The sequence below is a fragment of the Candidatus Methylomirabilota bacterium genome (genome assembly GCA_035709005.1).
GTDB lineage: Bacteria > Methylomirabilota > Methylomirabilia > Rokubacteriales > CSP1-6 > 40CM-4-69-5.
On the sequence record DASTFB010000132.1, the window covers coordinates 1 to 26,155 of the forward strand.

Annotated in this window: 28 protein-coding genes; 5 read left to right on the forward strand and 23 right to left on the reverse strand. The window is 70.6% G+C overall.

All coding sequences use genetic code 11. The annotated features are described in order from the left end of the window. The 16 genes from VFR64_21865 to VFR64_21940 form a co-directional block, all read right to left on the reverse strand. A partial coding sequence (locus VFR64_21865) for a ribonuclease HII (protein HET9492378.1) occupies positions 1 to 640 on the reverse strand: 640 nt, incomplete at its 3' end. Between the two features lie 9 nt (positions 641 to 649). Beyond that, entirely contained in the window at positions 650 to 1,021 is a 372-nt protein-coding gene (rplS, locus tag VFR64_21870; protein HET9492379.1) for a 50S ribosomal protein L19, read from the reverse strand. Between the two features lie 18 nt (positions 1,022 to 1,039). Next, a complete protein-coding gene (gene trmD / locus VFR64_21875; GenBank protein ID HET9492380.1) occupies positions 1,040 to 1,774 on the reverse strand; it encodes a tRNA (guanosine(37)-N1)-methyltransferase TrmD in 735 nt (244 codons plus the stop codon). Positions 1,775 to 1,783: 9 nt separating this feature from the next. Next, positions 1,784 to 2,299, reverse strand: coding sequence for a ribosome maturation factor RimM (rimM, locus tag VFR64_21880; protein ID HET9492381.1), 516 nt, complete (start codon positions 2,297 to 2,299; stop codon positions 1,784 to 1,786). A gap of 30 nt (positions 2,300 to 2,329) precedes the next feature. After that, complete coding sequence (rpsP, locus tag VFR64_21885; GenBank protein ID HET9492382.1) at positions 2,330 to 2,572, reverse strand: 30S ribosomal protein S16; 243 nt, start codon at positions 2,570 to 2,572, stop codon at positions 2,330 to 2,332. A 4-nt stretch (positions 2,573 to 2,576) separates the two neighbouring features. Then, on the reverse strand, positions 2,577 to 3,926 hold the full coding sequence (gene ffh / locus VFR64_21890; GenBank protein HET9492383.1) for a signal recognition particle protein: 1,350 nt from the start codon (positions 3,924 to 3,926) through the stop codon (positions 2,577 to 2,579). A 40-nt stretch (positions 3,927 to 3,966) separates the two neighbouring features. Then, positions 3,967 to 4,617 carry a ribulose-phosphate 3-epimerase gene (gene rpe, locus VFR64_21895; GenBank protein ID HET9492384.1) on the reverse strand — a complete coding sequence of 217 codons (651 nt, stop codon included), beginning with the start codon at positions 4,615 to 4,617 and terminating at the stop codon, positions 3,967 to 3,969. Positions 4,618 to 4,621: 4 nt separating this feature from the next. Next, positions 4,622 to 5,956 carry a 16S rRNA (cytosine(967)-C(5))-methyltransferase RsmB gene (gene rsmB, locus VFR64_21900; GenBank protein ID HET9492385.1) on the reverse strand — a complete coding sequence of 445 codons (1,335 nt, stop codon included), beginning with the start codon at positions 5,954 to 5,956 and terminating at the stop codon, positions 4,622 to 4,624. After that, complete coding sequence (gene fmt, locus VFR64_21905; GenBank protein ID HET9492386.1) at positions 5,953 to 6,894, reverse strand: methionyl-tRNA formyltransferase; 942 nt, start codon at positions 6,892 to 6,894, stop codon at positions 5,953 to 5,955. Before fmt ends, rsmB begins: the two co-directional genes overlap by 4 nt. A gap of 21 nt (positions 6,895 to 6,915) precedes the next feature. Beyond that, entirely contained in the window at positions 6,916 to 7,440 is a 525-nt protein-coding gene (gene def / locus VFR64_21910; GenBank protein HET9492387.1) for a peptide deformylase, read from the reverse strand. Then, positions 7,428 to 9,278 carry a primosomal protein N' gene (gene priA, locus VFR64_21915; protein HET9492388.1) on the reverse strand — a complete coding sequence of 617 codons (1,851 nt, stop codon included), beginning with the start codon at positions 9,276 to 9,278 and terminating at the stop codon, positions 7,428 to 7,430. The genes def and priA overlap by 13 nt, the downstream gene beginning before the upstream one ends. Beyond that, the gene (locus tag VFR64_21920) at positions 9,256 to 9,945 is read right to left on the reverse strand and encodes a uracil-DNA glycosylase (protein HET9492389.1); all 690 of its coding nucleotides are present in this window, start codon (positions 9,943 to 9,945) and stop codon (positions 9,256 to 9,258) included. Before VFR64_21920 ends, priA begins: the two co-directional genes overlap by 23 nt. 6 nt (positions 9,946 to 9,951) lie before the next feature. Then, positions 9,952 to 11,178, reverse strand: a complete 1,227-nt coding sequence (gene coaBC / locus VFR64_21925; protein HET9492390.1) for a bifunctional phosphopantothenoylcysteine decarboxylase/phosphopantothenate--cysteine ligase CoaBC — start codon at positions 11,176 to 11,178, stop codon at positions 9,952 to 9,954. Then, the gene (gene rpoZ / locus VFR64_21930) at positions 11,178 to 11,390 is read right to left on the reverse strand and encodes a DNA-directed RNA polymerase subunit omega (protein HET9492391.1); all 213 of its coding nucleotides are present in this window, start codon (positions 11,388 to 11,390) and stop codon (positions 11,178 to 11,180) included. Before rpoZ ends, coaBC begins: the two co-directional genes overlap by 1 nt. Positions 11,391 to 11,392: 2 nt before the next feature. Beyond that, on the reverse strand, positions 11,393 to 12,016 hold the full coding sequence (gene gmk / locus VFR64_21935; GenBank protein HET9492392.1) for a guanylate kinase: 624 nt from the start codon (positions 12,014 to 12,016) through the stop codon (positions 11,393 to 11,395). 15 nt (positions 12,017 to 12,031) lie between these two features. After that, a complete protein-coding gene (locus tag VFR64_21940; GenBank protein HET9492393.1) occupies positions 12,032 to 12,904 on the reverse strand; it encodes a YicC/YloC family endoribonuclease in 873 nt (290 codons plus the stop codon). A 207-nt stretch (positions 12,905 to 13,111) separates the two neighbouring features. Between VFR64_21940 and VFR64_21945 the strand changes: the two genes are divergently transcribed. The 5 genes from VFR64_21945 to VFR64_21965 all read left to right on the forward strand — a co-directional run bounded on the left by VFR64_21945 (position 13,112) and on the right by VFR64_21965 (position 17,996). Beyond that, positions 13,112 to 13,468: a hypothetical protein gene (locus VFR64_21945; GenBank protein HET9492394.1), complete on the forward strand. Its 357-nt coding sequence runs from the start codon at positions 13,112 to 13,114 to the stop codon at positions 13,466 to 13,468. A gap of 87 nt (positions 13,469 to 13,555) precedes the next feature. After that, positions 13,556 to 14,473 (forward strand): MoxR family ATPase, encoded by a 918-nt coding sequence (locus tag VFR64_21950; protein ID HET9492395.1) that lies wholly within the window; start codon positions 13,556 to 13,558, stop codon positions 14,471 to 14,473. Beyond that, the gene (locus VFR64_21955; protein ID HET9492396.1) at positions 14,470 to 15,474 is read left to right on the forward strand and encodes a DUF58 domain-containing protein; all 1,005 of its coding nucleotides are present in this window, start codon (positions 14,470 to 14,472) and stop codon (positions 15,472 to 15,474) included. The genes VFR64_21950 and VFR64_21955 overlap by 4 nt, the downstream gene beginning before the upstream one ends. A gap of 2 nt (positions 15,475 to 15,476) precedes the next feature. Next, entirely contained in the window at positions 15,477 to 17,504 is a 2,028-nt protein-coding gene (locus VFR64_21960) for a DUF3488 and transglutaminase-like domain-containing protein (protein HET9492397.1), read from the forward strand. A 78-nt stretch (positions 17,505 to 17,582) separates the two neighbouring features. Beyond that, positions 17,583 to 17,996 (forward strand): carboxypeptidase-like regulatory domain-containing protein, encoded by a 414-nt coding sequence (locus VFR64_21965; protein HET9492398.1) that lies wholly within the window; start codon positions 17,583 to 17,585, stop codon positions 17,994 to 17,996. Positions 17,997 to 18,002: 6 nt separating this feature from the next. On the opposite strand, the gene pyrE is transcribed toward VFR64_21965, so the two are convergent. Genes pyrE through VFR64_22000 form a run of 7 tightly spaced genes read right to left on the reverse strand, consistent with a single transcriptional unit; the run spans position 18,003 to position 26,153 of the window. Then, a complete protein-coding gene (pyrE, locus tag VFR64_21970) occupies positions 18,003 to 18,572 on the reverse strand; it encodes an orotate phosphoribosyltransferase (GenBank protein HET9492399.1) in 570 nt (189 codons plus the stop codon). Further along, entirely contained in the window at positions 18,569 to 19,333 is a 765-nt protein-coding gene (gene pyrF, locus VFR64_21975) for an orotidine-5'-phosphate decarboxylase (GenBank protein HET9492400.1), read from the reverse strand. The genes pyrE and pyrF overlap by 4 nt, the downstream gene beginning before the upstream one ends. Further along, a complete protein-coding gene (gene carB / locus VFR64_21980) occupies positions 19,330 to 22,545 on the reverse strand; it encodes a carbamoyl-phosphate synthase large subunit (protein ID HET9492401.1) in 3,216 nt (1,071 codons plus the stop codon). Before carB ends, pyrF begins: the two co-directional genes overlap by 4 nt. Beyond that, positions 22,545 to 22,823, reverse strand: coding sequence for a hypothetical protein (locus tag VFR64_21985; protein ID HET9492402.1), 279 nt, complete (start codon positions 22,821 to 22,823; stop codon positions 22,545 to 22,547). The genes carB and VFR64_21985 overlap by 1 nt, the downstream gene beginning before the upstream one ends. Next, a complete protein-coding gene (carA, locus tag VFR64_21990) occupies positions 22,820 to 23,944 on the reverse strand; it encodes a glutamine-hydrolyzing carbamoyl-phosphate synthase small subunit (protein HET9492403.1) in 1,125 nt (374 codons plus the stop codon). The genes VFR64_21985 and carA overlap by 4 nt, the downstream gene beginning before the upstream one ends. Next, positions 23,941 to 25,215 (reverse strand): dihydroorotase, encoded by a 1,275-nt coding sequence (locus tag VFR64_21995; protein ID HET9492404.1) that lies wholly within the window; start codon positions 25,213 to 25,215, stop codon positions 23,941 to 23,943. Before VFR64_21995 ends, carA begins: the two co-directional genes overlap by 4 nt. Next, a complete protein-coding gene (locus VFR64_22000) occupies positions 25,212 to 26,153 on the reverse strand; it encodes an aspartate carbamoyltransferase catalytic subunit (GenBank protein ID HET9492405.1) in 942 nt (313 codons plus the stop codon). Before VFR64_22000 ends, VFR64_21995 begins: the two co-directional genes overlap by 4 nt. Positions 26,154 to 26,155: the final 2 nt, after the last annotated feature.

The following is a 26,155-nucleotide window of genomic DNA, read 5'->3' on the forward strand; positions in this document are numbered from 1 at the left end:
AGGCGTGCGGCCGGGGGAATAGCTCCCACTGCCTCCACACGCCGGCGAAGGTGCGGCGGTGCACGAGGCAGGGACCGAAGCGGTCGAGCGCGGCCAGGTGCGCGGCTGTCGGATAGCCCTTGTGAACGGCGAATCCGTAGCCGGGGAACTGCTTGTCGAGGTCTACCATGAGCCGGTCGCGAGTCACTTTGGCGACGATGGAGGCCGCGGCCACGCTGGCGCAACGGGCGTCGGCGTCCACCAGGTTGCGCTGGGGACAGGGCAGGCCGGGCAGGGCGACGAAGTCGGTGAGGACGAAGTCGGGGGCGACGGCCAGCTCCTTGACGGCCTGGACCATGGCCAGACGCGTCGCCTCGAGGATGTTCACTCTATCGATCGTCACGTGGTCGACGATGCCCACCCCCACGGCGAGGGCGCGCTCGTGGATCACCGCGAACAACTCCTCACGCTGCTCGGGCCGGAGGAGTTTGGAATCGGCGAGCCGGCGAATTCGCCGATCCGGTGCGATGATGACGGCGGCCGCCACGACGGGCCCGGCCAGCGGCGCGCGGCCCGCTTCGTCGACGCCGGCCACCCGCAACGCTCCGTCCCGCCAGGCCTGGCCCTCGTAGCGATACGGCGCCGTCGGGGGCGGCGTCACGGGCGTGGGTTATGGCTCGGTGGTGGTGGGAATCTGGACGACGCGCTTCTCGCGCAGGCGGGCCGCCTTGCCGGCGAGCTGCCGCAGGTAGTAAAGCTTGGAGCGACGCACGCGCCCGCGGCGCACCGGCTCGACCCGCTCGATGCGCGGCGAGTGCAAGGGAAACGTCCGCTCCACCCCGACGCCGTAGGAAATGCGACGGACGGTGAACGAGGCCTTCGCCCCTTCGCCGCGCTTGCGGATGACCACGCCCTCGAAGACCTGGGTCCGCTCCTTCTCGCCCTCCACGACCCTGACGTGCACGCGCACGGTGTCGCCAGGCTCGAAGCCGTCGCGTTCCTTTTTGATCTGCCCTGCCTCCACCAGCCCAATGGCATCCATGACCGTCTTCCCTTCTCCTTACTCCGGCTTCTCACCGCGCCGAAACGCGTCCAGCAATCGGCGGTCCTCGGCATCGAGCGTCGCCCGCTCCAGCAACTCGGGCCGGCAGCGCCACGTCCGGTAGAGTGCCTGCGTTCGCCGCCATCGCGCGATGCGCGCGTGGTCGCCCGAGAGCAGCACCGGCGGCACCCGGGCCCCGCGGAACTCTTCGGGCCGCGTGTACTGTGGCGGCTCCAGCAGCGCGCCGGCGAACGACTCGCGCTCGGCTGCCGCCTCGCCTCCCAGGACGCCGGGCAGGAGCCGGATGACGGCATCCGCCACCACCAGCGCAGGAATCTCGCCCCCCGTCAGCACGTAATCACCGATCGAGACGGCGTCGTCGGCCAGCCGGTCGCTGACGCGCTCGTCCACCCCCTCGTAACGCCCGGCCAGGAGGATCACGTGCCTCACCTCGGACAGCTCCCAGGCCATCTGCTGTGTGAACAACCGGCCGCGCGGATCCATCAGGATCACCCGGGCCGTCGGGGTCCGGAGCGCCTCGACGGCGGAGAAGAGGGGCTCGGGCTTGAGCACCATCCCCCCGCCCCCGCCGAACGGAGCGTCGTCGGTCTGCCGGTGCTTGCCCTCCGCGTAGTCTCGGAGATTCACCACCTGAATGTCAACGAGTCCGCGCTGCCGGGCCCGCCCGATCATCGACTGGCTCAGGACCGGCTCGACCATGTCGGGGAAGAGGGTGACGATGTCGATCCGCATGACCCCGCCTCAGAGGTCCAGGAGCCCGTCGGGGGGCCGGATCAGCACCCGCCGGGCAGCCAGGTCGACATCGATCACGATCTCCGGGACCGCCGGAATCAGGTGTTCCCGTCCGCCGTCGTCCACGACCCAGAGGTCGTGCCCCGGCGACTGTTCGACGCGCGCCATGCGCCCCACCTCCTGACCGTCCTCGGTGAGAACCTGGCAGCCCTCGAGCTGCCAGGGGTAGAGGCGGCCGGGACCGGGGGGCCGCGCCTGGGACACCGGAACGGCGATCAGCCGACCGGCGAGCGTGCGGACCGCCTCGGGCGAGTGGTAGCCCGACAGCGAGAGCAGCACGACGTTTCCCTGGCGCCGAGAGGCGGTGATGCGGCAGGGCTGCCGCTCATCGCGGGTGGGCTCCCAGACGACGCAGTCGGTGACGTTCTCGAACCGTCGGGGATCGTCCGTCAGCGGGACGACCCGGATCTCCCCGCGCAGGCCATGCGGCCGCACGATCTCACCTATCGCCACCAACCGATCCATATGGACGGCAGCCGCCGGGCTCGGACGCGGCTAGGCCTCCTTGACTCGCTGCATCAAGCGCTTCACCGTGTTCGACGGCTGGGCGCCCTTGGAGATCCACGCCTGGGCCTTGGCCCGGTCGATCCGCACCGTCGGCGGGTCTGACAGCGGGTTGTAGTGTCCGATGACCTCGATGAACCGCCCGTCGCGCGGCGAGCGCGCGTCGGCCACGACGACCCGGTATGTCGGCCGTCTGGTGGTGCCCGTCCGTCTCAGTCTGATGGAAACCGCCACCTCGTCACCCCCTCAATGTGGGAAAGCCCGGAAGCTTCATGCGGGGCATCTTTCCTTCCAGCCCCTTGAGCTGCTTCATCATCCGGCGCAGCTCCGCGAACTGCTTGAGCAGCCGATTCACATCCTGCACGCTCGTCCCGCTGCCGCGGGCGATCCGGTGCCGGCGGCTGCCGTTGATGATCTCGGGATGTCGCCGCTCGGCCGGCGTCATCGATCCGATGATGGCGTCGAAGCGTCGGAGGTCGTTCTGTTCGGCATCGAGCCCCTGGGGCGCGCCGCGCAGCAGCTTCTTGCCGAAGGGCAGCATCCCCAGGATCTGGTCGAGCGAGCCGAGCTGGCGGACCTGCGTGAGCTGCTGGCGGAAGTCCTCCAGCGTGAAGGTGTCCTCGCGCAGCCGGCGGACCAGCGCCTCGGCGGTTTTCTGGTCGACCGCCTCCTGCGCCTTTTCCACCAGAGACAGCACGTCGCCCATGCCCAGAATGCGGGAGGCCACCCGGTCGGGATGGAACGGCTCCAGGGCGTCGGTTTTTTCCCCGACGCCGACGAAGGCGATCGGCCGGCCGATCACGTGGCGCACACTGAGGGCGGCGCCGCCCCGCGAGTCGCCGTCCATCTTGGTCAGCACCACGGCGTCGATGCCCACCGCCTGATTGAACCGGTCGGCCACCGTCACCGCGTCCTGCCCGGTCATGGCGTCCACCACCAGCAGGACGTGATGAGGCTTGATCGCGGCCCGGATCCCTCGCAGCTCGTCCAGCATCGGCTCGTCGATGTGCAACCGGCCGGCGGTATCCAGGATGAGCGGGGTGAGTCCGCGGGCGGCCGCCTCGTCACGCGCCGCCGTGCAGATCTCCAGCGGAGACTGTCCGGTCTCGCCGACGACGGGCACGCCGAGCTGCTGACCGAGCGTACGAAGCTGCTCGATGGCCGCCGGACGGTAGATGTCGGCGGCGGCCAGCAGGGGGTGTTGCCCCTGCCTGGTATAGAGACGCGCCAGCTTGCCCGCCGTCGTGGTCTTGCCCGAACCCTGCAGGCCCAGCAGCATAATGATCGTGGGCGGGTGGGGCGCGGAGGCCAGACGGTGGTCGCTGCCACCCAGGAGCTCGACCAGTTCCTCGTGGACGACCTTCACCACCTGCTGCGCGGGCGTCAGCGACGTCAGAACGTCCTGGCCGACTGCCCGGGACTTCACGCGCTCGATGAAGCCGCGCACCACTTTGAAGTTGACGTCGGCCTCGAGCAGGGCCAGGCGCACTTCGCGGAGGGCTTCCTGGATGTTGTCTTCGGTCAGGCGGCCGCGGCCCCCGAGACCTTCCAGGACGCGTTGCAGTCGCGAGCTCAGGGAGTCGAACATGGGAACACTACACTCTACGTAACCCTGCCGGGTATTTCAACTAGACGGCGCCGGCCGCGCTCCGCATGGCCTTGATGACCTCCGCCGGATGGGGCGAGCCGAAGATGGCGGAGCCCGCGACGAGGATGCTCGCTCCGTGCATGGCCAGAGGCCCGGCATGCTCGACTTTCACGCCGCCGTCCACCGACACCTCGGCCGGGCGGGCTCCCAGCAGCGTGCGGACATGGCGGATCTTCGGGTAGATGGTCGGGATGAAGCTCTGGCCGCCGAACCCCGGGTTCACCGACATGACGAGGACCAGGGCCAGGTCGTCGAGCACGTACTCGATCGCCGTGGCCGGCGTCGCCGGGTTGAGCGCCACACCGGGCTGAGCGCCCAGCTCGCGGATCTGGGTCAGGGTCCGCTGCAGGTGAACCGTGGCCTCGGCGTGCACCGTGACCATGTCCGCTCCGGCGCGGACGAAGTCCGCGAGGTAACGCTCGGGCTCGACGATCATCAGGTGGACGTCCAGGGGCAGCCGCGTGCGCTTACGGATGGCTTCCACCACGACCGGCCCCACGGTGAGGTTCGGGACGAACCGTCCGTCCATCACGTCGACGTGGAGCTGATCGGCCCCGCCCGCCTCGACGCGCGCGATGTCGTCGGCGAGAGCGGCGAAGTCCGCCGACAGGATCGAGGGCGCGATCTTCATCGCTTCACACTATACGGCGGAACCTCACCGCCGTGAACCCGTCGGTGCCGTAGCGGTGAGGCAGGCACCGCAGCGTGCCGTCGGCCAGCGGGATGGGGAAGGCGGTCGGCGGATCGGGCCGAAAGTCGGGCCGCGCGCTCAGCCAGGCCCTCGTCACGTCGTCGTTCTCTTCCGGCTCCAGCGAGCAGGTGGCGTAGACCAACCGCCCGCCGGGGCGGACCATCGTCGCCGCCGCGGCCAGGATGGCCCGCTGACGAGCGGCGGCGGCGCCGATGTCGGAGGGCCGGCGCCGCCACTTGACCTCGGGGTTGCGCCGCAGCACCCCCAGGCTCGAGCAAGGGGCATCGACCAGCACCGCATCGCAGCGATCGACGAACGCGGGCGCCAGCGCCTCCGCGGTGCCGGCGAGCGCCTCCACGATCGTCACGCCCAGGCGAGCGGCCGCGTCGGCCACCAGACCCAGTCGGCGCGGCTGGGGGTCGAACGCGAGGATCCGGCCACGGTTGTCCATCAGCTGCGCGAGCTGGGTTGTCTTGGTGCCCGGGGCCGCGCACACGTCGGCGACGGTCTGCCCCGCGACAGGCTCGAGAAGGTGCGTCACCAGCATGGAGCCTTCGTCCTGGATGGCGAAGAGCCCTTCCGTGAAGGACCGCCAGCCTGCGGGCGAGCCTGCGTGGTCGACGATCACCCCCTGCGGTGCCAACGCGGTGAGCCGGGTGTGCACCCCTTCCTCGCGGCCCAGCCGTTCGGCCAGGCGCTCGCGCGGAAGCCGCAGCGTGTTGGCCCGCAAGGTGAGGGGCGGGCGCTCGTTCATCGACCGCATCAGGTCTTCGGCCTCGGCGCCATAGCGCTCCACCCAGCGCGCCGTCAGCCAGGTGGGAAAGGAGCAGCGGATGGCCAGCGCCTCGACGGGATCAGCCGGCAGGCGCGGCTCCCGCTCCCGCGCCCCGCGACGGGCGAAAGATCGCATCACGGCGTTCACGAAGGCGTCCACGCCAGGCTTGGCGTGACGGGCCAGGCTCACCGCGTCGTTGACGGCGGCGAACGCGGGTACGCGCTCCAGGAACGCGATCTGGTAGGCCGTCACGCGCAGCAGGACCAGCGGCAAGGGGTCGAGTGCCTCGAGCGGCCGCTTGCTGTGAGGAGCCAGGATCCAGTCCAGGTACCGTTGCCAGCGCAGGGTGCCGTAGACCAGCTCGGTGGCGAGCGCGCGGTCGCGCGCCGTGAGCCGTCGACGATCGAGCTCGCCGTCCAGGGCGAGATCGGCGAAGGCCTCGTCGGCAGTGACCCGCTCGAGCACCCGCGTGGCCACCACGCGGGCGGGGGACGGGCGGCTCACGCCTGAACGGATGCCGGACCGAGCAGGCGGGCCCCCGCGGACAGCCGGGCCCCTCGCAGGTACTCGGTCCAGGACATCGGGCGCTTGTTGTCCGCCTGCACCTCGACGGGCAGGAAGCCACCCGCCCCGGTGGCCGCCACGAGCTGTCCCTCGTGTTCATAGAGGGTGCCCGGGGGGACGGGGGCTTCAGCCCGGACCGCTCGCGCTCGCCTGATCGACAGGCGCCCGGCCGGGCCGACCGTGTGGGCCCCCGGCCATGGATTGCAGCCTCGCACGACGTTGACGAGCTCCTCGGCGGGGCGATTCCAGTCGAGGTGGCCGTCGCTCTTCCTGAGTCGAGGCGCCATCGTGGCGTCCTCGTCCCGCTGGGGGATCGGGGTCAGCGTGGCCAGCCGGGCCAGCGTGTCGATCAGCAGCTCGGCTCCCAGCACGGCGAGCCGGGCGCCCAGCTCACCCGCGGTCTCGTCGGCCCCGATCGGTAGGGGACCCGACTGCTGGAGGATGGGTCCGGTATCCATCCCCTCGTCCATCAAGAACGTGGTGATCCCGGTCGCGGTCTCCCCGCGCATGATGGCCCACGCGATGGGGGCCGCGCCACGGTACCGGGGAAGCAACGACGCGTGGACGTTGATGGAGCCGCGAAGGGGCACGTCCAGCACGGCCCTCGGTAGGATCTGGCCGAACGCGACGACGACGGCGGTGTCGGGAGTGAAGGCAGCAAGCCGCTCGGGCCAGCCGGGGTCGCGAAGCCGCGCGGGCTGGACCACCGGCACTCCGGCGGCGGCGGCCCGGACCTTCACCGGCGGCGGTGTTGGCCGCTGACCCCGGTGGGCGGGCCGATCGGGCTGGGTGACCACGGCCACGACCTCGTGGCGATGGAGCAGGGCCTCCAGCGTGGGAAGGGCGAACTCCGGCGTCCCGTAGAACAGCACCCTCATCAGCGTCGACCCCGACGACGGTCAGAGGGCGAAGGCGTTGTGACGGCTTCCCTCGGCGAGACCTTCTTTCTTGATCTTCCGCTTGATCCGGTCGCGGGTCATGGGATCGAGACGATCGATGAAGAGGACGCCGTCGAGGTGATCGATCTCGTGCTGGAACACGCGAGCGAGCAGCTCGCGGCCCTCGAGCATCACCGGCGCCCCGTCGAGATCGCGAGCCTCCACACGCACCCGGACTGCGCGGCTCACCGGCGCGAAGATGCCGGGGATCGACAGACAGCCCTCCTCGGCGGTTCGCTCGCCGTCGAGGTCGACGATGACCGGGTTCACCAGCGCCCGCACCTGACGGGACGCGTCGTCGGCGATGACGATGAGACGAAGCGAGACCCCGACCTGTGGCGCGGCCAGACCGATCCCCACCTCGTCGTACATGGTCTCGACCATGTCGTCGACCAGTTTCCGGATCTCGGGAGTGATCTCGCCGACCTCGCTGGCGCGACGCCGCAGCGCCGGATCACCGTACTTCCGTACCCTCAAGACGGCCATTCGACCGGATCCACCTCGACATCTATGATACCGCGGCCGCGCGAGCCCCGCGCCGCGCGCACCTGTCGCAGCGCCGTCGCCAGCTGACGCGGAAGATCGGGTCCGCCCTTGACCACCAGCCGGCGCGCCCGATTGCGTCGGTCGCTGGTTGCCGGGTAGAGGATGAGTCCCGGCCCGCCGGCCAGCGCGGTCCCCATCGTCTGGATGGCTTGCTCAGCGGCCGCCGATCCCAGCCCGCTCATCGTGATGATGGCCAGCCGGCGAAACGGGGGATACCCGAGCTCGGCGCGGAAGCGGAGCTCGGGCGTGTAGAACAGGTTCAGATCCTGCCTGGCCACCGCCTGGAGCGCGTAGTGCTCGGGGTTCTGGGACTGGATGATCAGCGCGCCGTCGGCGCGCACCCGCTCCGCCGCCGCCCACAGCATGCCGAGGCTCCGTTCGGCGGCGCGAAAATCGGGGATGCCGAGCATCTGGTCGGGTGACACGAACCCGGCGAGGCCGAGCGAGGCGGGGCCGAACAGGCGCAGAGCTCCCCGGGTGCCGATGACGATGTCGGCCGCGGAGGCGGCTTCGCGTTGCGCCTCGCCGCGTCGGCCGCGGCCCGCCTCGGGGTCGTAACGGGCGATTCGAGCCCGGCTGAAGCGCCGGCGCACGGCGTGCTCCACGCGTTCCGCCCCCCAACCGAACGGCGCTAGCCGGCGCCCACGGCACGTCGGGCATGCCTCGGGCAGCGAGGCCTGGGCGCCGCAGAGCCGGCAAGCGAGGGTTCGGCCGGCCGGCGAGTAGGCCAGCGCGATCGCGCACGTCTCGCACTTGAGAATCGCCCCGCACTCGTCGCAGCCCAGCATGGAAGTGAGCCGGCTGATGCCCAGGAAGACCCGGCGCCCGGCGGCCAGCGCTTCCCTGATGGCCCGGCTCAACGCAGGCGTGAGCGCTTCCCGTCGGGCGATGCCCCGGGTGTCGGCGATGGTCACGAGCGGCCAGGGGCCGGGCGGTGAACCATCCACCCGAGCCTGTCCCGCGCTGGCCCGCCACCACATCTCGACGCTGGGCGTGGCGGCCGTGAGGACTCCCTGCAACCTCTGGCGCGCCGCCCGCTCCAGCGCGGCGTCGCGCGTGTGCATGCGGGGGTGCCCCGGTGGCTTGTGCCCGGCCTCGTGCTCGTCGATGACCACCAGCCGTGCGCCTGGCGGTAGGGGCGCCAGGAGCGCCCCGCGGGTGCCGACGACGAACGCCGCTGCTCCGCCGGCCGCCGCGGTCCACGCGGCGGCACGGTCGACATCCCCTGCGCTGGAGTCCAGGCGGACGGCGTGCCCCAGCTTGCCGAGCCGCTGCGCCCACCGCGCGGCGGCGTCGACGTCGGGCGTCAGCACGAGGGCCGGCGGGCCGGAGGCCAGGAACTCGAGGAGCCGCGCCTCGCGTCCCGACCCGACCAGCACGCGCGGCTTGCTCTCGCCCGGGGCGGTGTGCTCGCCGAGGCCGGAGTGCCGCGGTCGCAGGACCGGGGCTCCCGGCGTGGCCGGCGGCGGCAGCAGGGCCAGGCAGGTCGATCCGAAGCTGGCCAGGCTCTCCTCGGCGATCCAGCGGACCAGGTCCAGCTGCTCGCGGCCGATCAGCGGCTGCGGATCGACCGGCCGCAGCAGGGGCTTGAGGGAAGCGGCCGGGCCTTCCCGCAGCGCGACGATCACGCCCATGCGGGGGACGCCCTTGAGAGGGGCCAGCACCCGCTGGCCCGGCGCGACCGGGAAGTCCCCGGGTACGAGATACGAGAACGGATGGTCGAGCGGTGCGTCGAAGGCGACGTCGGCGATCACATCATCGCGAGCGCCGGCGGTCATACTCCCGTTTGGCGAGCTTCAGATCCTCCCAGGCCATGCGCTTGTACTCCTGGCCGGGGTTCCGGAGGAGGAACGCGGGATGGAAGGTGGGGATCAGCACTGCCGTCCCGAACGGGTGCGGCCGGCCGCGAAGCTTGCCGATGGCCTCGCGAGTGCGCAGTAAGGCCTGCGCGGCCACGCTGCCCAGGGCGATGACGACCTTGGGCTGCAGGGAGCCCAGCTGAGCGCTCAGCACAGGGGCGCAGGCGGCCAGCTCCTCCGGCTCCGGATTGCGGTTCCCCGGGGGGCGACACTTGACGGCATTCGTGATGAAGACTTCGTCGCGGGACAGCTGCACCGACTCCAGCATCCTGGTGAGGAGCTGCCCGGCGCGGCCCACGAAGGGCTTGCCCTGGACGTCCTCGTCCGCGCCGGGGCCTTCCCCGATCACGACGAGCTCGGCCCGGGGATGGCCGGCCCCGAAAACGATGGTCGTCCGCCCTTCGCAGAGCTTGCACCGACGGCACCCCTGGAGCGCCCGTTCCTGAGCCCGCAGCGCTTCGTCGGGAGACAGCAGATAATCGCCGGTCAGCGGCAGGTGTGTCATGCCCAGGTTCCGATGATGGCGAAGCGTCTCACTGACCACACCGAGCGCGTCGGCCAGCGTGGCCCGGGGATCCTCAAGCATCCCCGATTATCGCGGTACCCGGTCGGTGGTCCGCGTCGCCGCAGCCCGAAGCGTGAGCACGTGACTCAGGATGGCGTCGGCAACAGCCGTCTTCGGCATGCGGGGGAGCGCGCGCTCACCGCCCCAGCGGTCGATGAGGAGCACCTGGTTGTCCTCGGCATCGAACCCGATGCCGTGCTGGCTCACGTCGTTGGCGACCAACAGGTCGATGCCCTTGCTGGCGAGCTTCATCCGGGCGTTGGCCGCGACCTCGTGGGTCTCGGCGGCGAAGCCCACGATGAACGCGCCCGTGCGTCGCGCCACCACCTCGGCGAGGATGTCGGGATTCGGCTGCAGGTCGAGGCTGATCTCGTGCTTGCCCTTCATCTTTACCGGCTCGACGCGCTTGGCGCGGTAGTCGGCGACGGCCGCCGCCTTCACGACGATGGTGGCTCCCGTCAGGTGTTGCAGGACCGCCTCGCGCATGTCCTCGGCCGTCTGCACCGGCACGAAGACGACGCCGGCCGGCGGCGTGAGCGCGGTGGGCCCGGAGATCAGCGTGACCTGGGCGCCCCGCCGCCGCGCCGCGATCGCCAGCCCGTAGCCCATCTTGCCGGACGAACGGTTGGAGATGTAACGGACCGGATCGATGGGCTCCCGGGTGGGCCCGGCCGTCACCAGCACCCGATCGCCGGTGAGGTCGCGCTGAGGATGCAGCAGGCCCAGCAGAGCCTCGACGATGTGATCGATCTCGGGCAAACGGCCCTGGCCGCTCAGCCCGGAGGCCAGGTCGCCGGTGTCAGGATCGAGCACCGTGATGCCGCGCTCACGCAACCGGACGACGTTCGCCATCACCGCCGGATGGGTCCACATCGCCCCGTCCATGGCCGGGGCCATCAGCACCGGGCCCCGCGCGGCCAGCAGCAGCGTCGTGAGGAAATCGTCGGCGAGCCCCCCGGCGGCCTTGGCCAGGAGGTTCGCCGTGGCCGGCGCGACCACCAGCGCATCGGCGCGCTCGGCCAGCGCGATGTGCTCGACGGCCTCGCTGCTTTGCGGATCCAGCAGATCGACGAGGACGGGGCGCCCCGACAGCGTGCGAAAGGTCAGGGGCCCCACGAAGGCCCGGGCGTGCTCCGTCATGCAGACGGTGACGCGGGCGCCGAGCCGGGTCAGCTCCCGCAGCAGATAGACCGCCTTGTAGGCGGCGATCGAGCCACTCACCCCCAGGATCAGCTCTTTGCTCTGCAGCGCCATCACGCTTTGCTGTCGCTGTCGTCCTTCACGCGGTATTCGACCTTCGCCTGCGAGATCTCCTCCAGCGCCGTGCTGGTCGGCTTCCGATACTTCGTCTCGACGCGCGGGGGGGCGCCCCGGTTGATCTGCCGGGCGCGCTTGGCCGAGAGCACTACGAGCAGGTAACGGTTCGAGACCTTGTTCAACGCACTTTCCAGAGAGGGAAACGCCATCGTCAGCAATCCTCCGTGCGGGTGTCGATCACGTCGGGCAGTGTCAGGGTGAGTCGGAAGGTCCGCGAGCGCTCGGCCATGATGATGGCGGTGAGCTGCTCCACGGCGTCCTTCACGTCTCGGTTCACAATCAGATAGTCGTACTGTCGCCACATCCTGATCTCCTCGCGCGCGCGATCCAGCCGGCGGGTGATCTCGCCGGCCGCATCGGAGCGGCGCTCGCGCAGCCGCTGCTCGAGTTCGGCCATCGAGGGGGCCACGATGAACACCAGCACGGCCTCGGGATAGCGGCGGCGGAGCTGCGCCGCGCCCTGGGTGTCGATGTCGAGCAGGATGTCGCGTCCTTCACGCCACGCCGCTTCGAGAATCCTCGCCCGGGTGCCGTAGAGGTTGCCGTGCACGGTGGCCCACTCGGCGAACTCACCGCGGGCCCGCAGGTCCTGGAAGACGGCCTCGGTGACGAAATGGAAGTCCGTGCCCTCGATCTCGCCCGGTCGGGGCGCGCGGGTCGTGTACGACACCGAGTAGGCGAGATCGGGCAGCAGCCGGCGGGCCTCGCGGCACAGCGTCGTCTTGCCCGCCCCCGAGGGCGCCGATACGACAAACAGCGCGCCCCGGCGTCGAATCACCCGACGCACCGGCTATTCAAGGTTCTGCACCTGCTCGCGCATCTTCTCGAGGAGGCCTTTGGCGGCCAGGGCCGCCTGAGACAGCTCGAGGTCGTCGGCCTTGGCCGCCAGCGTGTTCACTTCCCGGTTCATCTCCTGCAGCAGGAAATCCAGGCCCCGCCCCGCTGGTCCGCCCTTGTCCAGCGTCAGTGCGAACTCGTCCACGTGGACGCGCAGGCGCGTGATCTCCTCTGTCACGTCGGTCTTCTGGGCCCACACGGCGACCTCGGTCAGGATTCGCGCCTCGTCCAGCGGGACGTCCCCCAGCAACGTCCGCAGCCGCTCGCGCAACCGCTCACCGCGGCGGGCCGCTGCCTGCGGCGCCCGCGTCGCCATCGTGGTCAGGCGGCCGCTCAACTCGGCGAGCAGCGCCCGTAGCTCGGCGGTCAGGGCGGTGCCCTCGGCCTCCCGTTTCACGACGAGCGCGTCCAGGGCCTCGGTGATGCCGCGAGCGAGCAGCGGCCCCAGGCGATCGGGATCGGCGGCGATGGCCTCGCGCGACTCCACGACGCCCGGGCGCTCGAGAAGCCAGCGGAGCAGTCCCTCGTCGCCGAGTCCGAGGCCGCCGGCCAGGGCCTGCGCCGCCTCGTAGTAGCGGCGGGCCAGCGCCGTGTTGATCCGGACGTCCTGAGCCGGCGCCCCGGTGGTTGGCGTAAGCTGCACCGTCACGTCGATGCGACCGCGTTCGAGCCGCGCCTGGACCAGTCGTCGGACCTCGAGCTCGAGCGTGGCCAGCGCGGCGGGTAGCCGGAGGGCGATATCGAGATGACGGTGGTTCACCGAACGCGCCTCGACGGTGATGAGGCTCGCGTCGTCGGCGATCTCGGCCCTGCCGAACCCGGTCATGCTTCGAATCACCGAGAGGCCTCCGGCACGGGGGGCAGAGCCGGGATCATTGGATGGATCATAGGCAAAATTTGCTAGTAGTGTCAACGTGTTGCGAATTGACACGCCGCGCGGAGGCGCCGTACACTCCGCCAGCCGGGGCCTTGAAGGCGGATTGCACGCGATGATGCGCATGGTCCGCGAGCGTCCGCGACGCCGCATGCGCACATGACCCGGATCGCAGTGGCCGCGCTCGTGGTCGTCCTCCTCCTGGCCGGCGCTACGGTCGCTCTGGCCCGCGTGCGCGGGAAATCGGGTTCGCGGGCTTCGATTCTCCTGTCCGTCGTCGCCCACTGGCTCGCCGCGTACGCCTTGTGGACGCTCGCCGGGGCCGTCGCCCTGCGCTGGGGCCTGCTCCACGCCTACGATTCGACGTGGTTCGGTGCGTTGGCCCTGGCCCTGGGCGCCTGGCAGTACCGCGCACGGCTACGGGCCGGTCCCGAGCCCGCGCTCGCGATCTTCGTCGCCGGGCAGCTCGCCTGGCTGCTCATCGTGGGAGCTCAGAACGGCCTGTTCACCCCGTGAACGGCGACTCCCTCATTTGCCCTACGGCGATGGCCTTGTCGCCGCCCCGGGCTTCAGTATTAGATGGGGAAGTGATTAGATGGGGAAGTGGCCGATTCGCGTGATGGCATCCGGCGTCTGGAGAGCACCCTCAGTCGGTGCATCCTGGGCAAGCCCGAGGTGGTCCGGCTGGCGGTGGTCGGGCTGCTGGCGCGGGGCCATGTCCTGATCGAGGACGCTCCCGGCGTCGGTAAGACGACGCTGGCGGCGGCGCTGGCCCGTTCGATCCGCGGTCGCTTTCAGCGTATTCAGTTCACCTCCGACATGCTGCCCTCCGACATCCTCGGTGTCAGCGTCTGGCAGCCGGACCGAGGACAGTTCGTGTTCAAGCCGGGCCCGGTGTTCGCCAACGTGGTGCTGGCCGACGAGATCAACCGCACGACACCGAAGACCCAGTCCAGCCTGCTCGAGGCCATGAACGAGTCGCAGGTTTCCATCGACCACGCCACGTACCCGCTCCCCCGGCCCTTCATGGTGCTGGCCACGCAGAATCCACACGAGTACGAAGGGACGTATCCGCTGCCCGAGTCTCAGCTCGATCGCTTCCTGCTCCGCATCCGCGTCGGTTACCCCGAGGCCGCCGACGAGAAGGCGATCCTGCGCGGCCAGGCGGCGCCGCCCGAAGTGGTCGAGCCGGTCCTGAGCGGGCCGGAGGTGGCCGTGCTGCAGGGCCAGACCGAGCAAGTGGGGATCGACGAATCGGTGCTCGATTATCTGATGGCCCTGGTGGCGGCGACTCGGGCCTCCACCCTGCTCGCCCTGGGCGTGAGCCCACGCGGCTCGCGGTCGTTGTTGCGGGCCGCCCAAGCCTCGGCGCTGGCTGACGGCCGGGACTACGTGGTGCCCGATGACGTCAAGCGCCTGGCCATCCCCGTGCTGGCCCACCGTGTGCTTCCCCGGGCCGGCGGGGTCGACGGCGACGCCGCCATCCGGAGCATCGCCGAGGAGGTCGCCGTCCCGCGGTGAGCCGGGCATTCTGGTGGCCGCCGCGCTTCCTCCGGCCGCACCGGACGATCCATCCCACTCGCGAGGGATGGTGGTGCCTCCTGGCGGCCATGGGCCTGGGCCTCACCGCCGTGAACAGCGGCAACAATCTCCTTTACCTCCTCGAGTCCATGCTGCTGGGACTCGTGATCGTGTCCGGGGTGCTGTCGGAGTGCTCGATGCGCCGCCTCCGCCTTTCTCCCGTGCTGCCGGAGGAGGTCTACGCCGGCCGGGCCGCCCTACTGGGTGCTCGCGTCGCGAACGCCAAGCGGCGTGTGCCGGCCCGCTCCATCGCGCTGCAGATCGTCGGCAGCGAGCGCACGGTCTCGGTGCCCCGGCTCGCCCCCGGCGCCGACCGGCTGGTGACCTGGGAGCACACCTTTGCCGGGCGCGGCCGCCAGCGCTTGCCCGGCGTACGGGTCACCACGCGCTTCCCGTTCGGCCTCTTCGTCAAGGCCGGTCCCATCGAGCTGGACGCCGAGGTGCTCGTGTTTCCCGCTGTCACCCCGGTCACGGGCGAGCGGCCCGATCCGGCTGCGAGCCACGGGGGATCGACGACGCGGCGGCGCGGCCGGGGCGCCGACCTCCACAACCTTCGCGAGTATCGCGATGGGGACGACCCGCGACTGATCCACTGGCGGGTGACCGCCAAGACGGGCATGACGATGGTGCGCGAGCTGGCGGCCGACACCACGCACGACGTGTGTCTGGTGCTGCGCGGTCGCGGCGACGATGCCGCGCGGCTTGAGCACGGACTCAGCCGGGCCGCGTCACTGGCCGTTCACTTCCTCAGGGGCGGTGCCGCCGTCGGTCTGGCCGGCCCCGGCGTCCTGGTGCCGACCGGGCGCGGACGTGAGCAGGGCCGGCGGATCCTGACCGCCCTGGCGCTGTACGCGCCACCATCGTCGCCGCCGGACACGGGGAACCTCGCGGGCCGTGAGACCCGGCCACCGGGACGTGTGGTCCCGGTGGAGTTGGACTGAGCGTGTCCGCTGAGCAGGCGCTCCGGCTCACCGCGTTCCTGGTGGTGGCCTTGGGCATCATGGCCCTCGGCGTCGCCGACCTCATCGGCCCGGTGGGAATCGCGCTGGCCGGCCTCACCCTCGTCGGCGGGAGCTGGCTGCGGGCGCGCATCGGTCGGTCCGGGTCGGTGGACTCGCTGCTCACCGCCGCCGTTGCCGCGTTCGCCGTGATGGATGTGCTCTACCTGGCCGGGCGGGTGTTCGACGCGCTGGTGCGGTTCCTGGTGCTCCTCGTCCTGCTGCGGCTGCTCACGGCCCGGACGTCTCGCGAGCACCGCGATGCCGCGCTGCTGGCGTTCTTCATGCCGGTCGCCTCGGCGGCGGTGTCTCTCGGCGTCTGGTTCTCACTCGTCTTCGTGGGCTTCCTGGTGGCCGGCACGATGTTGCTGGTCCTTGGCCACGAGCTGGCCGAGGCCGAGCGAAGCGGCGGCCCGGGAGTCGCGCGGGCGCTGCCCGCCGGCCGCGGCATGCTCACCCTCGGCCTCACGGCGGCGACGGCGTCGTTGCTGGTGACGCTTGGGTTGTTCTTCGTCATCCCGCGCATCGGCGAGGCGACGCTGGCGTTGACCGCGCCCAGCCGTCGGATGATCGTCGGATTCAGCGACCGGGTTGAGCTGGGGGCCATCGGCGAGCTCGAGGCGGACAGCAGCGTGGCCATGCGAATCCGCGTGGGCGACGCCGAGATGCCTCCGTATCTCCTGAGTGAGCTCCGGTGGCGGGGCGTAGCCCTCGACTACTTCGACGGCCACGCCTGGACCCTCTCGCGGCGACGGCGAGCGCCGCTGGGGCGACGACCGGCCGGTGAGGTCGAGCCGGGCGGGATTCCTGGCCGCGGACACCTCCTGACCCAGGAGGTCTTTCTCGAACCGATCGGCACCGACACCTTGTTCGCCGTCCCCAGGGCCATGCGGGTGCGCGCGCCGGCGGGGGTCGTTCTCGTCGACGACATGGGCGCGCTGTCCCTGCCGCACGCCGCCAGCCGCCTGGAATACACGGTGGAGTCGGTCGTGGGCGGGCGGGTGCTCGAACGACTCGGCTCGGCCGCGCAAGGCCGGTTCCTGCAGCTCCCGCCCGTGGCCCCGCGGATCACCGCCCTGGCCCGCGAGATCACCCGGGGCAGCACGGGGCCGGCGGCTGCGGCTCGCGCTCTGACGGAATACCTCCGCCGGGATTTCAAGTACACGCTTACTCTGGAACGCACGACCACGCTGGAGCCGCTCGAGGATTTCCTCTTCGCCCGTCGGGCCGGGAACTGCGAGTATTTCGCCTCCGCGCTGGCGGTCATGCTGCGCTCGATCGGCATTCCGGCCCGGGTGGTGACCGGGTTCCAGCGCGGTGAGTGGAATCCCTACGGCGAGTATTTCCTGGTTCGCATGTCCGATGCCCACGCCTGGGTCGAGGCCTACGTCGCCGGCTCCGGCTGGCTGACCTTCGACCCCTCACCCCGCGACGAGCGCGTGACCGCGACGTGGGCCGGGGCCAGCCTCTTCCTGGACGCCCTCCGCCTGCGCTGGCAACGCTACATCGTGAACTGGAGCGGCCAGGACCAACTGGCGGCCGCGGCGACGGTCCGCCAGGCGGCGGGCGCGTGGAAGCACTGGCGCGCCCACTGGCCGCAGGGGCAGTCACCGTGGCTCTGGCCGGCCCTGGTCCCCGCGGTGGGGCTGATCGCCTGGTGGGCCTGGCGCCGCCGGCCGGCGGCCGCACGGGGCCGGCGGGCGCCCGACTTCTACCGGCGAGCGCTTCGCGTGTTGGCCCGCCGGGGCTTGCGCCCTGAGCGTGGCGAGACGGCCCGGGAGTTCGCCGTCCGCGTCGGCCACACCGCCCCGGCCCAGGCCGGGGGGTTTGCCGGCATCACCGCCGCCTACGAGGCCGTTCGGTTCGGAGCCCGGGGGCTGGCTGCGTGCGAGCAGGCGGAGGTGGAGGAATGGCTGGGGCATCTCGCGCGGCCGGGCAATGACCTCACGAAATCGATGAGCCATCGGCTATAAGGGAACCGTGACGCTGATCGCGATTCCCTCTCCCCCACGGGTCACGGGCTGAAGCGGCCGCCGTTTCGCGTACAGGCCGTGCTCGGCATCACGGCCGGGCTCGTCTCGATCAGCGGGGCGCTGTACTCTTCGATGAACGGCGGCACGCCCCCGGCGCCGGGAGAGGTCCTGGCCATCGTGCACCAGACTCGTTCGCAGACGCCCGTGGCCGGCGCCGTCGTGGAGGTCTACACGGAGGGTGATGCACTGCTGACGACGCTCAGCGCGCGCGACAAGGGGCGCGTCCATCATGCCCTTCGGGAGGGAGACTACAAGCTCAGAGTATCCCACCCGCGCTATGGCGTCGAAGTCCGGCAGGTGCAGGTGCAGGCGCACGAGACATCCGAGATCCGGATCGCGATGATGCCGCGCGTCCCCGAGCCTTCGCCGGCCACGGCGACCGCTACCGACAGCCCGCTCAAGCGGTTCTTCCGGAAGCTCGGCCTCGATTGAGCGACGTCAGCTTCGGCTACCCGGCTTGACGGCCGGGCTGCCCGTCCGGCACAGCGGGCAGCTTTCCGCCGACCAGGTGCTGGCGCTCACGCGCGCCAGCGCGTGATGGGGAACGCTGAAGCGGGCGGCGCCTCCGCTCCGGTCGATGAGCGCCCCGACGCCGACGGCCACGCCACCCTGCGCGCCGACGCACGCGACCACCTCGCGCGTGGACCCGCCCGTCGTGATCACGTCCTCGACGACGAGACAGCGTTCGCCCGCGCTCACCGAGAACCCGCGACGCAGGCTCATGACGCCGTCCACGCGCTCGGTGAAGAGGGCCCGGGTGCCGAGCGCGCGGGCCACCTCGTGCGCCACCACGATGCCGCCGATGGCCGGCGCCAGCACGGCCCCCACACCGGCCTCGCGGAACGGGGCGGCCAGGGCCAGCCCCAGCCGGGTGGCGAGCTCCGGATACTGCAGCACGAGCGCTGACTGCAGATACAGGTCGGAATGCAGGCCCGAGGTCAGGCGGAAGTGACCGCGGAGAAGACCGCCCGTCTTTTCGTAGAGGGCCAGCGTCTCGCGTTCCGTCATGCGGGCGCGCACGTGGCCAGGAGCGCTTGGGCGGCGGCGGCCGGGTCGGGGGCGCTGGTGATGGGGCGGCCCACCACGAGGTAGTCGGCGCCGGCGCGAATCGCCACCGCCGCCGTCGCCGTTCTCACCTGATCGTCGCTCCGCCCCCGGTCGAGCGCCGACGTGACGTTGGCCGCGGGGCCCCCGCGAATTCCCGGCGTCACGATCACCCAGCCGCTCCCGAGGTTGCGCCGGAGCAGCCCGATCTCGCGTGGTGAGGCGACGCAGCCGTCCAGCCCCGCCTGGCGGCAGAGCCGGGCGAGATGGAGGACCTGCGCGGGCACGGTGCTACTCACGCCCAGCTCCGCCTCGAGCGCACGCCGGTCGAGGCTCGTGAGCACCGTGACACCGAGGCAGAGAGGACGCGGCACGCCGAACTCCTTGGCGGCGCCGGTCGCGGCCTCGGCGGCCGCGCGCAGCATGGCCGAGCCGCCGCTGGCGTGGACGTTCAGCATGAAGACGCCCAGGCGTGTGGCCTCGCGCACCGCCCCCGCCACCGTGTTGGGGATGTCGTGGAATTTGAGGTCGAGAAAGACGCGGTACCCACGCTTCCGGGCCGCCTCGATCGCCGCCGGCCCGGCGGCCGTGAAGAGCTGGTTGCCGATCTTGCAGCCGCTCAGGATCCCGTGCAACCGGTCGAGCATGGCCGCGGCGTCGGCGAGCGTCGACACGTCGAGCGCCACCAGGACGCGCTCGCTGGGATCGATCGAGCGAGGAGTCACCGGGGCAGAGCCCCGGCGTGATACTCCTGCAGGCTCCGCACCCCGATCTCGCCCTTGAGGAGGGCCTCGATGGCCCCGATGGCGGCCTGGATGCCGTCCACCGTCAGGTAGTAGGGGATCTGCTGACTCACGGCGGTGCGGCGGATGGCCGCCGAGTCCTTGCGCGCGCGGCCGTCCTCCGGTGTGTTGAAGACCAGGGCGATCTCGCCCCGCTTCATGAGATCGATGACGTTCGGCCGGTAGCCCTCGGCCACCTTGTGGATCACCTCCACGGTCATGCCGTGGCGCTCCAGGACCCGCGCGGTTCCCGCGGAGGCAACCAGCCCGAATCCCATCTCGCCCAGCCGCTTGGCCAGCGTGGTCACCACGCGCTTGTCCCGGTTCTTGACGCTGATGAAAACCTTGCCCGAGGCGGGCAGCACCGAGCCACTCGCCAGCTGGGCCTTGAGGTAGGCCTTGCGGAAATCGGCGTCGAGGCCCATGACCTCGCCGGTGGACTTCATTTCGGGTCCGAGCACGGCGTCGACGCCGGGGAACTTGATGAACGGGAAGACGGCCTCCTTGACGGCGATGTGGTCGGGATCGCGCTCTTCCACCCAGGAGATGTCGGCGATGGAATGGCCGAGCAAGGCGCGGGTGGCGACCTTGGCCAGCGGCACGCCGACGGCTTTGGAGACGAAGGGCACGGTCCGCGAGGCGCGGGGATTGACCTCCAGGACGTAGGTGACGTCGTTGCGGACGGCGAACTGGATATTGAGCAGCCCCACGACGCCCAGGGCCCGAGCCAGAGCCTTGGCCTGGTCGCGCACAACCCGCACCTGGTTGTCGTCCAGGGAGTAGGGGGGCAGGGCGCAGGCGGCGTCACCCGAGTGGATCCCCGCCTTCTCGATGTGCTCCATGACACCCCCGACCACGACGTGCTGCTGCCCGTCGGCGACGGCGTCCACGTCGACCTCGATGGCATCCTCGAGGAACTTGTCGATGAGGACCGGATGTTCGGGGGACACGGACACGGCCTCGGACACGAAGGCCTGCAGATCCTCGTCGTCGTGCACCAGGCGCATGGCCCGTCCTCCCAGCACGTAGGACGGGCGCACCAGCACGGGATAGCCGATCTGGACGGCGATGCTCTGCGCCTCGGCCAGGGAGCGGGCGGTGGCCCCGGCGGCCTGGATGAGGCCCAGGTCGGTGAGGAGGGCGCTGAAGCGCTGGCGGTCCTCGGCGCGATCGATGGCGTCGGGGGCGGTGCCGAGGATGGGCACGCCGGCCCGCTGCAGGGGGACGGCCAGCTTGAGCGGAGTCTGGCCGCCGAACTGGACGATGACCCCCAGCGGGCGCTCCTTGTCGACGACGTTGAGGACGTCTTCGAGGGTGAGCGGCTCGAAGTAGAGGCGATCGGAGGTGTCGTAGTCGGTGGAGACGGTCTCCGGGTTGCAGTTGACCATGATGGCTTCCACGCCGAGCTCGCGCAGGGCGAAGGCGGCGTGGACGCAGCAGTAGTCGAACTCGATGCCCTGGCCGATCCGGTTGGGGCCGGAGCCGAGGATGACGACCTTGGGGCGGTCGGTGGGCGGCGCCTCGTCCTCGTCCTCGTAGGTGGAGTAGAGGTATGGCGTGTAGGCCTCGAACTCGGCGGCGCAGGTGTCCACGGTCTTGAAGGTGGCGCGGATGCCGTAGGCCAGGCGCTGGGCGCGCACGTCGGCCTCACTGCAGCCGGTCAGGGTGGCCAGGCGCCGGTCGGCGAAGCCCAGCTGCTTGGCCCGCCGCAGCACGGCGGGGTCGCGCAGCGCCGCGGGCGAGAGCTCAGCCTCGAAGGCGACGACCTGGCGGATCTGGTCGAGGAACCAGGGATCGATCTGGGTCAGCCGGTGGATCTCCACGCTGGACCAACCGGCGCGGTAGGCGTCGCCGATGGCGAACAGGCGCTCGGGGGTGGGAACGCTCAGGAGCCGGCGCAGCTCATCGTGACCGACGGGGCGGTCCAGGGTGAGGCCCCAGCGGTCCTGTTCCAGGGAGCGCACGGCCTTGTGCAGGGCCTCCTTGAACGTGCGGCCGATAGCCATGACCTCACCCACGGACTTCATCTGGGTGGTGAGGACGGGGTCCGCTTCCGGAAACTTCTCGAACGCCCAGCGCGGGACCTTGACCACGCAGTAGTCCAGCACGGGCTCGAAGCAGGCTGGGGTGAGGCGGGTGATGTCGTTGCGGAGCTCATCGAGGGTGTAGCCGACGGCGAGCTTGGCGGCGATCTTGGCGATGGGGAAGCCGGTGGCCTTGGAGGCCAGCGCCGAGGAGCGGCTGACCCGGGGGTTCATCTCGATGACGACGAGGCGGCCGTCGCCCGGATGGACGGCGAACTGGATGTTGGAGCCGCCGGTCTCGACGCCGATCTCGCGAATGATGGCGATCGCGGCATCGCGCATGCCCTGGTATTCCTTGTCGGTCAAGGTCTGCGCCGGCGCCACGGTGATGGAATCGCCGGTGTGGATCCCCATCGGATCGACGTTCTCGATCGAGCAAATGATCACGACGTTGTCGGCCAGATCGCGCATGACCTCGAGCTCGAACTCTTTCCAGCCGATGACCGATTCCTCGACCAGGGTCGCGCCCACCGGGGAGAGCTGCAGGGCCCAGCGCACCGCGTCCTCGAGCTCCTCGGGGTTGTAGGCGATGGAGCCCCCGCTGCCGCCCAGGGTGAAGGAGGGACGGATGATGACCGGGTAGCCGATCTGGCGGACGACGTCCCGAGCCTCGTCCAGCGACCGGACCTGGCGGGAGCGGGGCAGGCTCAGACCGATGCGCTGCATGGCTTGCTTGAAGAGGTCGCGGTCTTCGGCCTTGCGGATCGCCTCGAGCTTGGCGCCGATGAGCTCCACCCCGAACCGGGCCAGCGTGCCGTCCTCGGCGAGCGCGACGGCGAGGTTGAGGCCGGTCTGGCCGCCGAGGGTCGGGAGCAGGGCCTGCGGGCGCTCCCGGGCGATGATGGCGGCCAGATACTCCGAGGTCAGGGGCTCGACGTAGGTGCGCTGGGCCAGCTCGGGATCGGTCATGATGGTGGCGGGGTTGGAGTTGACCAGCACCACCTCGAAGCCTTCCTCGCGCAGGGCCTTGCAGGCCTGGGTGCCGGAGTAATCGAACTCGCAGGCCTGGCCGATGACGATCGGGCCGGAGCCGATCAGCAGGATCTTGCGGAGGTCTGTCCGCCTGGGCACTACTCCTCGACCAATCCGTAGACGATCGAGACCTCCGGCACGGCCTCTTCACGCCGGTAGAGCACGTCGTCGAGGCGGCCGCTGCCGGTGAAGGCCACCTCGCCGTTGCCCCACAGCTGCTCGCCGAGCACGCTCATGCGCTTCTCCACCCGCTGGCGGATGGCGTGGGACTCCAGCGCCGTCTCACTCCTGGTGGTGAAGGAGGCCCACTCGGGCTTCTGTCCCGTTCCCTCCGTCTTCCGGTAGGAGATCAGGTAGAGCGGCATGGCGAGATTCACCCTCCCTTCTGAACCATCATGTCCGCAAAGCGCTGGAAGAGGTGGTTGGCGTCATGCGGCCCCGGTGACGCCTCCGGATGATACTGCACGGAGAACACCGGCCACTCGCGGTGGCGGAGCCCCTCGCACGTCCCGTCGTTCAGGTTGACGTGAGTGGCGATCCACCCGGCACGTTCCACGGACGCTGGCTCCACGGCGAACCCGTGATTCTGCGCGGTGATCTCGACCTTTCCGGTGGCCAGCTCCTTGACCGGGTGGTTGGCGCCGTGGTGGCCAAAGGGCAGCTTGTAGGTCCGTCCGCCGGCGGCGAGGCCCAGAATCTGGTGGCCCAGGCAGATGCCGAAGATCGGCACGCGACCGAGCAAGGCGCGGATGGAGTCGACGAGGTACGGCACCGCCTCGGGATCGCCCGGCCCGTTGGACAGGAACACCCCGTCGGGCTTGCGTTCGAGCACCGCGGCGGCCGGCGTGGCCGCCGGAACGACGGTCACCTCGCAACCCACGCTGGTCAGCTGACGCAGGATGTTCAGCTTGATTCCGGCGTCATACGCCACCACCCGGCAGCGGCTCGGGGCCGGGGGCAGATAGCCGCGGCCCCGATCCCAGCGGCCTTCACGCCAGGCGAAGGGGGCGGCGCTCGTGACCTCCCGGACCAGATCGCGCCCGACGAGGCCCGGCACCGACCGGGCCCGTTCCCGCAGACGAGCCTCGTCGAAGTCTCCCGACGCGATGATGCCGTCCTGCGCCCCGTGATCGCGCAGGTGACGGGTGAGCGCTCGCGTGTCGATCCCCTGGATGCCGACGATGCCGTGGGCGCGGAGATAGGCCTCCAGGGACACCTCGGCTCGCCAGCTGGACGGCTCGGCCGACGCCTCCTTCACCACGAACCCGTTGACCCAGGGGCGCCGTGACTCCACGTCCGCGGCGTTCACGCCGTAGTTGCCGATCAGCGGGTACGTCATGGCCACGATCTGTCCGCAGTACGACGGGTCGGTGAGGATCTCCTGGTAGCCCGCCATGGCGGTGTTGAAGATGACTTCCCCCCACGCCTCGCCCGTGGATGCCAGCGCCTGCCCCCGGAACACCCTGCCATCCCGCAGAACCAGGACAGCGGCCGTCACGGCGCCACCCGCGTTCCGCTCACGATCGTCATCCAGGGCCCTCCGCGAAGCCGCCAGCCGGTGAACGGCGTGTTCCGGCTTCGAGACTGAAACCGCGAGGGCTCCACGGTGAGTTCCCGCTCGAGGTCGAGGATCGTGATGTCCGCCCGTGCTCCCGGCGACAGCGTACCCCCGGGCAGATTGAGCAGGCGCGCGGGGTCCCGGGACAGGCGGGCGACCAGCGTCGGGAGTGGCAGGAGCCCGGGGCGGACCAGCCGGTCGAGCAGCACCGCGACTGCGGTCTCCAGGCCAACCACGCCGAACGCGGCGCGGTCGTATTCCCCCTCCTTCTCGCTCAAAGCGTGGGGAGCGTGGTCGGTGGCGATGCAGTCGATGGTCCCGTCGACCAGGGCTTCCAGCAGGCTCTCGGTGTCGCGCTTGCTCCTCAGCGGTGGGTTCATCTTGGTGTTGGGGTCGAACGAGCGCACCGCCTCCTCGGTGAGGACCAGGTGGTGCGGGGTGACCTCGGCGGTCACGCGCACGCCCCGGGCCTTGGCGTCCCGGACCAGCCGGCCGGCGCCGGCCGTCGACACATGAGCGATGTGGACGTGGGCCCCCGTCAACTCGGCCAGGGCGATGTCGCGGGCGACCATGACCTCCTCGGCCGCGGCGGGCGCACCGGGCAGCCCGAGTTCCGTCGAGACGACGCCTTCGTTCATCGCGCCGCCCCGGGACAGGGCCGTGTCCTCGGCGTGGCTGATCACCGGGGCGCCGAAGGGCAAGGTGTACTCCATGGCCCGGCGGTAGAGGGCCGCGTTCATCACGCAGTGGCCGTCGTCCGAGAAGGCCACGCAGCCGGCATCGGCCAGCTCGGCGAGCTCGGCCAGCTCCTCGCCCCGCAAGCCGCGAGTGACCGCGCCGATCGGATAGACGTGTACCGCCCCCTCGGCGCGCGCCCGCTCCAGGATGTACTCGGTGATCGATCCGTTGTCGTTGACGGGGTCGGTGTTGGCCATGCAGCACACGGCCGTGAATCCGCCCGCTGCCGCCGCGCGGGTGCCGGTCGCCACCGTCTCCTTGTACTCGTAGCCCGGCTCGCGGAGATGGGCGTGGATGTCGATGAACCCGGGGCAGACGACCTTGCCGGCGGCCTCGATCACCTCCGCACCCTCGGCGACGACCAGACGGGCACCGACTTGCTTGATGACGCCGCCGTCGATGAACACGTCGGCGACGGTGTCCAGCGCGTTGGCGGGGTCGATGACGCGAGCGTTCCGGATCAGCAAGCTCACGCCTGCCCCTCCGCGCCGCGGCTGCCCGCGAGCAGGTAGAGAACCGCCATGCGCACGGCCACGCCCTTGGCGACCTGGTCGAGGATGACGGAATAGGGCCCGTCGGCGACCTCCGGACTGATCTCGATTCCTCGATTCACGGGGCCGGGATGCATGATGAGTACATCCGGCCGGGCGTGGGCCCGCAGCTTGTCGAGGGTGAGCCCCCAGTACCGCGAGTACTCACGCAGGGAAGGGATCAGCCCGGCCGTCATTCGCTCCTGCTGCAGCCGGAGCATCATGATGACGTCGACGTCCCTGATGGCGTCCTCCAGTCGGTGGCTCACCTTGACCCCCAGCTCCTGGACGAAGGGGGGGATCAACGTGGGAGGGCCGGCCACGGTGACCGTCATGCCGAGCTTGCGCATGCCGTGGATGTTCGAGCGGGCGACCCGGCTGTGCGCGATGTCGCCGACGATCGCCGCGTGGAGGCCCTCGAAGTGCTGTTTCTTTTCCCGGATGGTCAGCAGATCGAGCAAGGCCTGCGTGGGGTGCTCGTGGGCGCCGTCCCCGGCGTTGACGATGGCGCAGCGCAACTCGCGGGCCAGCAGCTCGGCGGCGCCCGCGGACGAGTGTCGGACGACGACCACGTCCGGGCTCATGGCCGCGATGTTCTTGGCGGTGTCCAGCATCGACTCGCCCTTGGCGACGCTGGAGGCGCTCGCGGTGAAGTTGACGACGTCGGCGGAGAGCCACTTGCCGGCGATCTCGAACGAGGTGCGGGTGCGGGTGGACGGCTCGTAGAACAGGTTGACCACGGTCTTGCCGCGCAGCGCGGGCACCTTCTTGATCTCCCGGGAAGCGATCTCCTGCAACGAGGCGGCCGTGTCGATGAGCAGCATGATCTCGCCGGTCTCCAGGGCCTGGATCGTCAGGAGATCCTTGCGCGTCCAGGGCATCC

Bases quoted from the DNA above. Each gene is read 5' to 3' on its own strand.
- fmt (HET9492386.1), bottom strand. From the start codon at position 6,894: ATGAGGGTGCTGTTCTACGGGACGCCGGAGTTCGCCCTTCCCACGCTG.
- VFR64_21920 (HET9492389.1), bottom strand. From the start codon at position 9,945: ATGCTTGAGGATCCCCGGGCCACGCTGGCCGACGCGCTCGGTGTGGTC.
- rpe (HET9492384.1), bottom strand. From the start codon at position 4,617: ATGAAGATCGCGCCCTCGATCCTGTCGGCGGACTTCGCCGCTCTCGCC.
- coaBC (HET9492390.1), bottom strand. From the start codon at position 11,178: ATGGCGCTGCAGAGCAAAGAGCTGATCCTGGGGGTGAGTGGCTCGATC.
- VFR64_21940 (HET9492393.1), bottom strand. From the start codon at position 12,904: ATGACCGGGTTCGGCAGGGCCGAGATCGCCGACGACGCGAGCCTCATC.
- trmD (HET9492380.1), bottom strand. From the start codon at position 1,774: ATGCGGATCGACATCGTCACCCTCTTCCCCGACATGGTCGAGCCGGTC.
- rplS (HET9492379.1), bottom strand. From the start codon at position 1,021: ATGGATGCCATTGGGCTGGTGGAGGCAGGGCAGATCAAAAAGGAACGC.
- priA (HET9492388.1), bottom strand. From the start codon at position 9,278: ATGACCGCCGGCGCTCGCGATGATGTGATCGCCGACGTCGCCTTCGAC.
- ffh (HET9492383.1), bottom strand. From the start codon at position 3,926: ATGTTCGACTCCCTGAGCTCGCGACTGCAACGCGTCCTGGAAGGTCTC.
- pyrE (HET9492399.1), bottom strand. From the start codon at position 18,572: ATGACGGAACGCGAGACGCTGGCCCTCTACGAAAAGACGGGCGGTCTT.
- rpoZ (HET9492391.1), bottom strand. From the start codon at position 11,390: ATGGCGTTTCCCTCTCTGGAAAGTGCGTTGAACAAGGTCTCGAACCGT.
- rimM (HET9492381.1), bottom strand. From the start codon at position 2,299: ATGGATCGGTTGGTGGCGATAGGTGAGATCGTGCGGCCGCATGGCCTG.
- VFR64_22000 (HET9492405.1), bottom strand. From the start codon at position 26,153: ATGCCCTGGACGCGCAAGGATCTCCTGACGATCCAGGCCCTGGAGACC.
- VFR64_21945 (HET9492394.1), top strand. From the start codon at position 13,112: ATGACCCGGATCGCAGTGGCCGCGCTCGTGGTCGTCCTCCTCCTGGCC.
- def (HET9492387.1), bottom strand. From the start codon at position 7,440: ATGGCCGTCTTGAGGGTACGGAAGTACGGTGATCCGGCGCTGCGGCGT.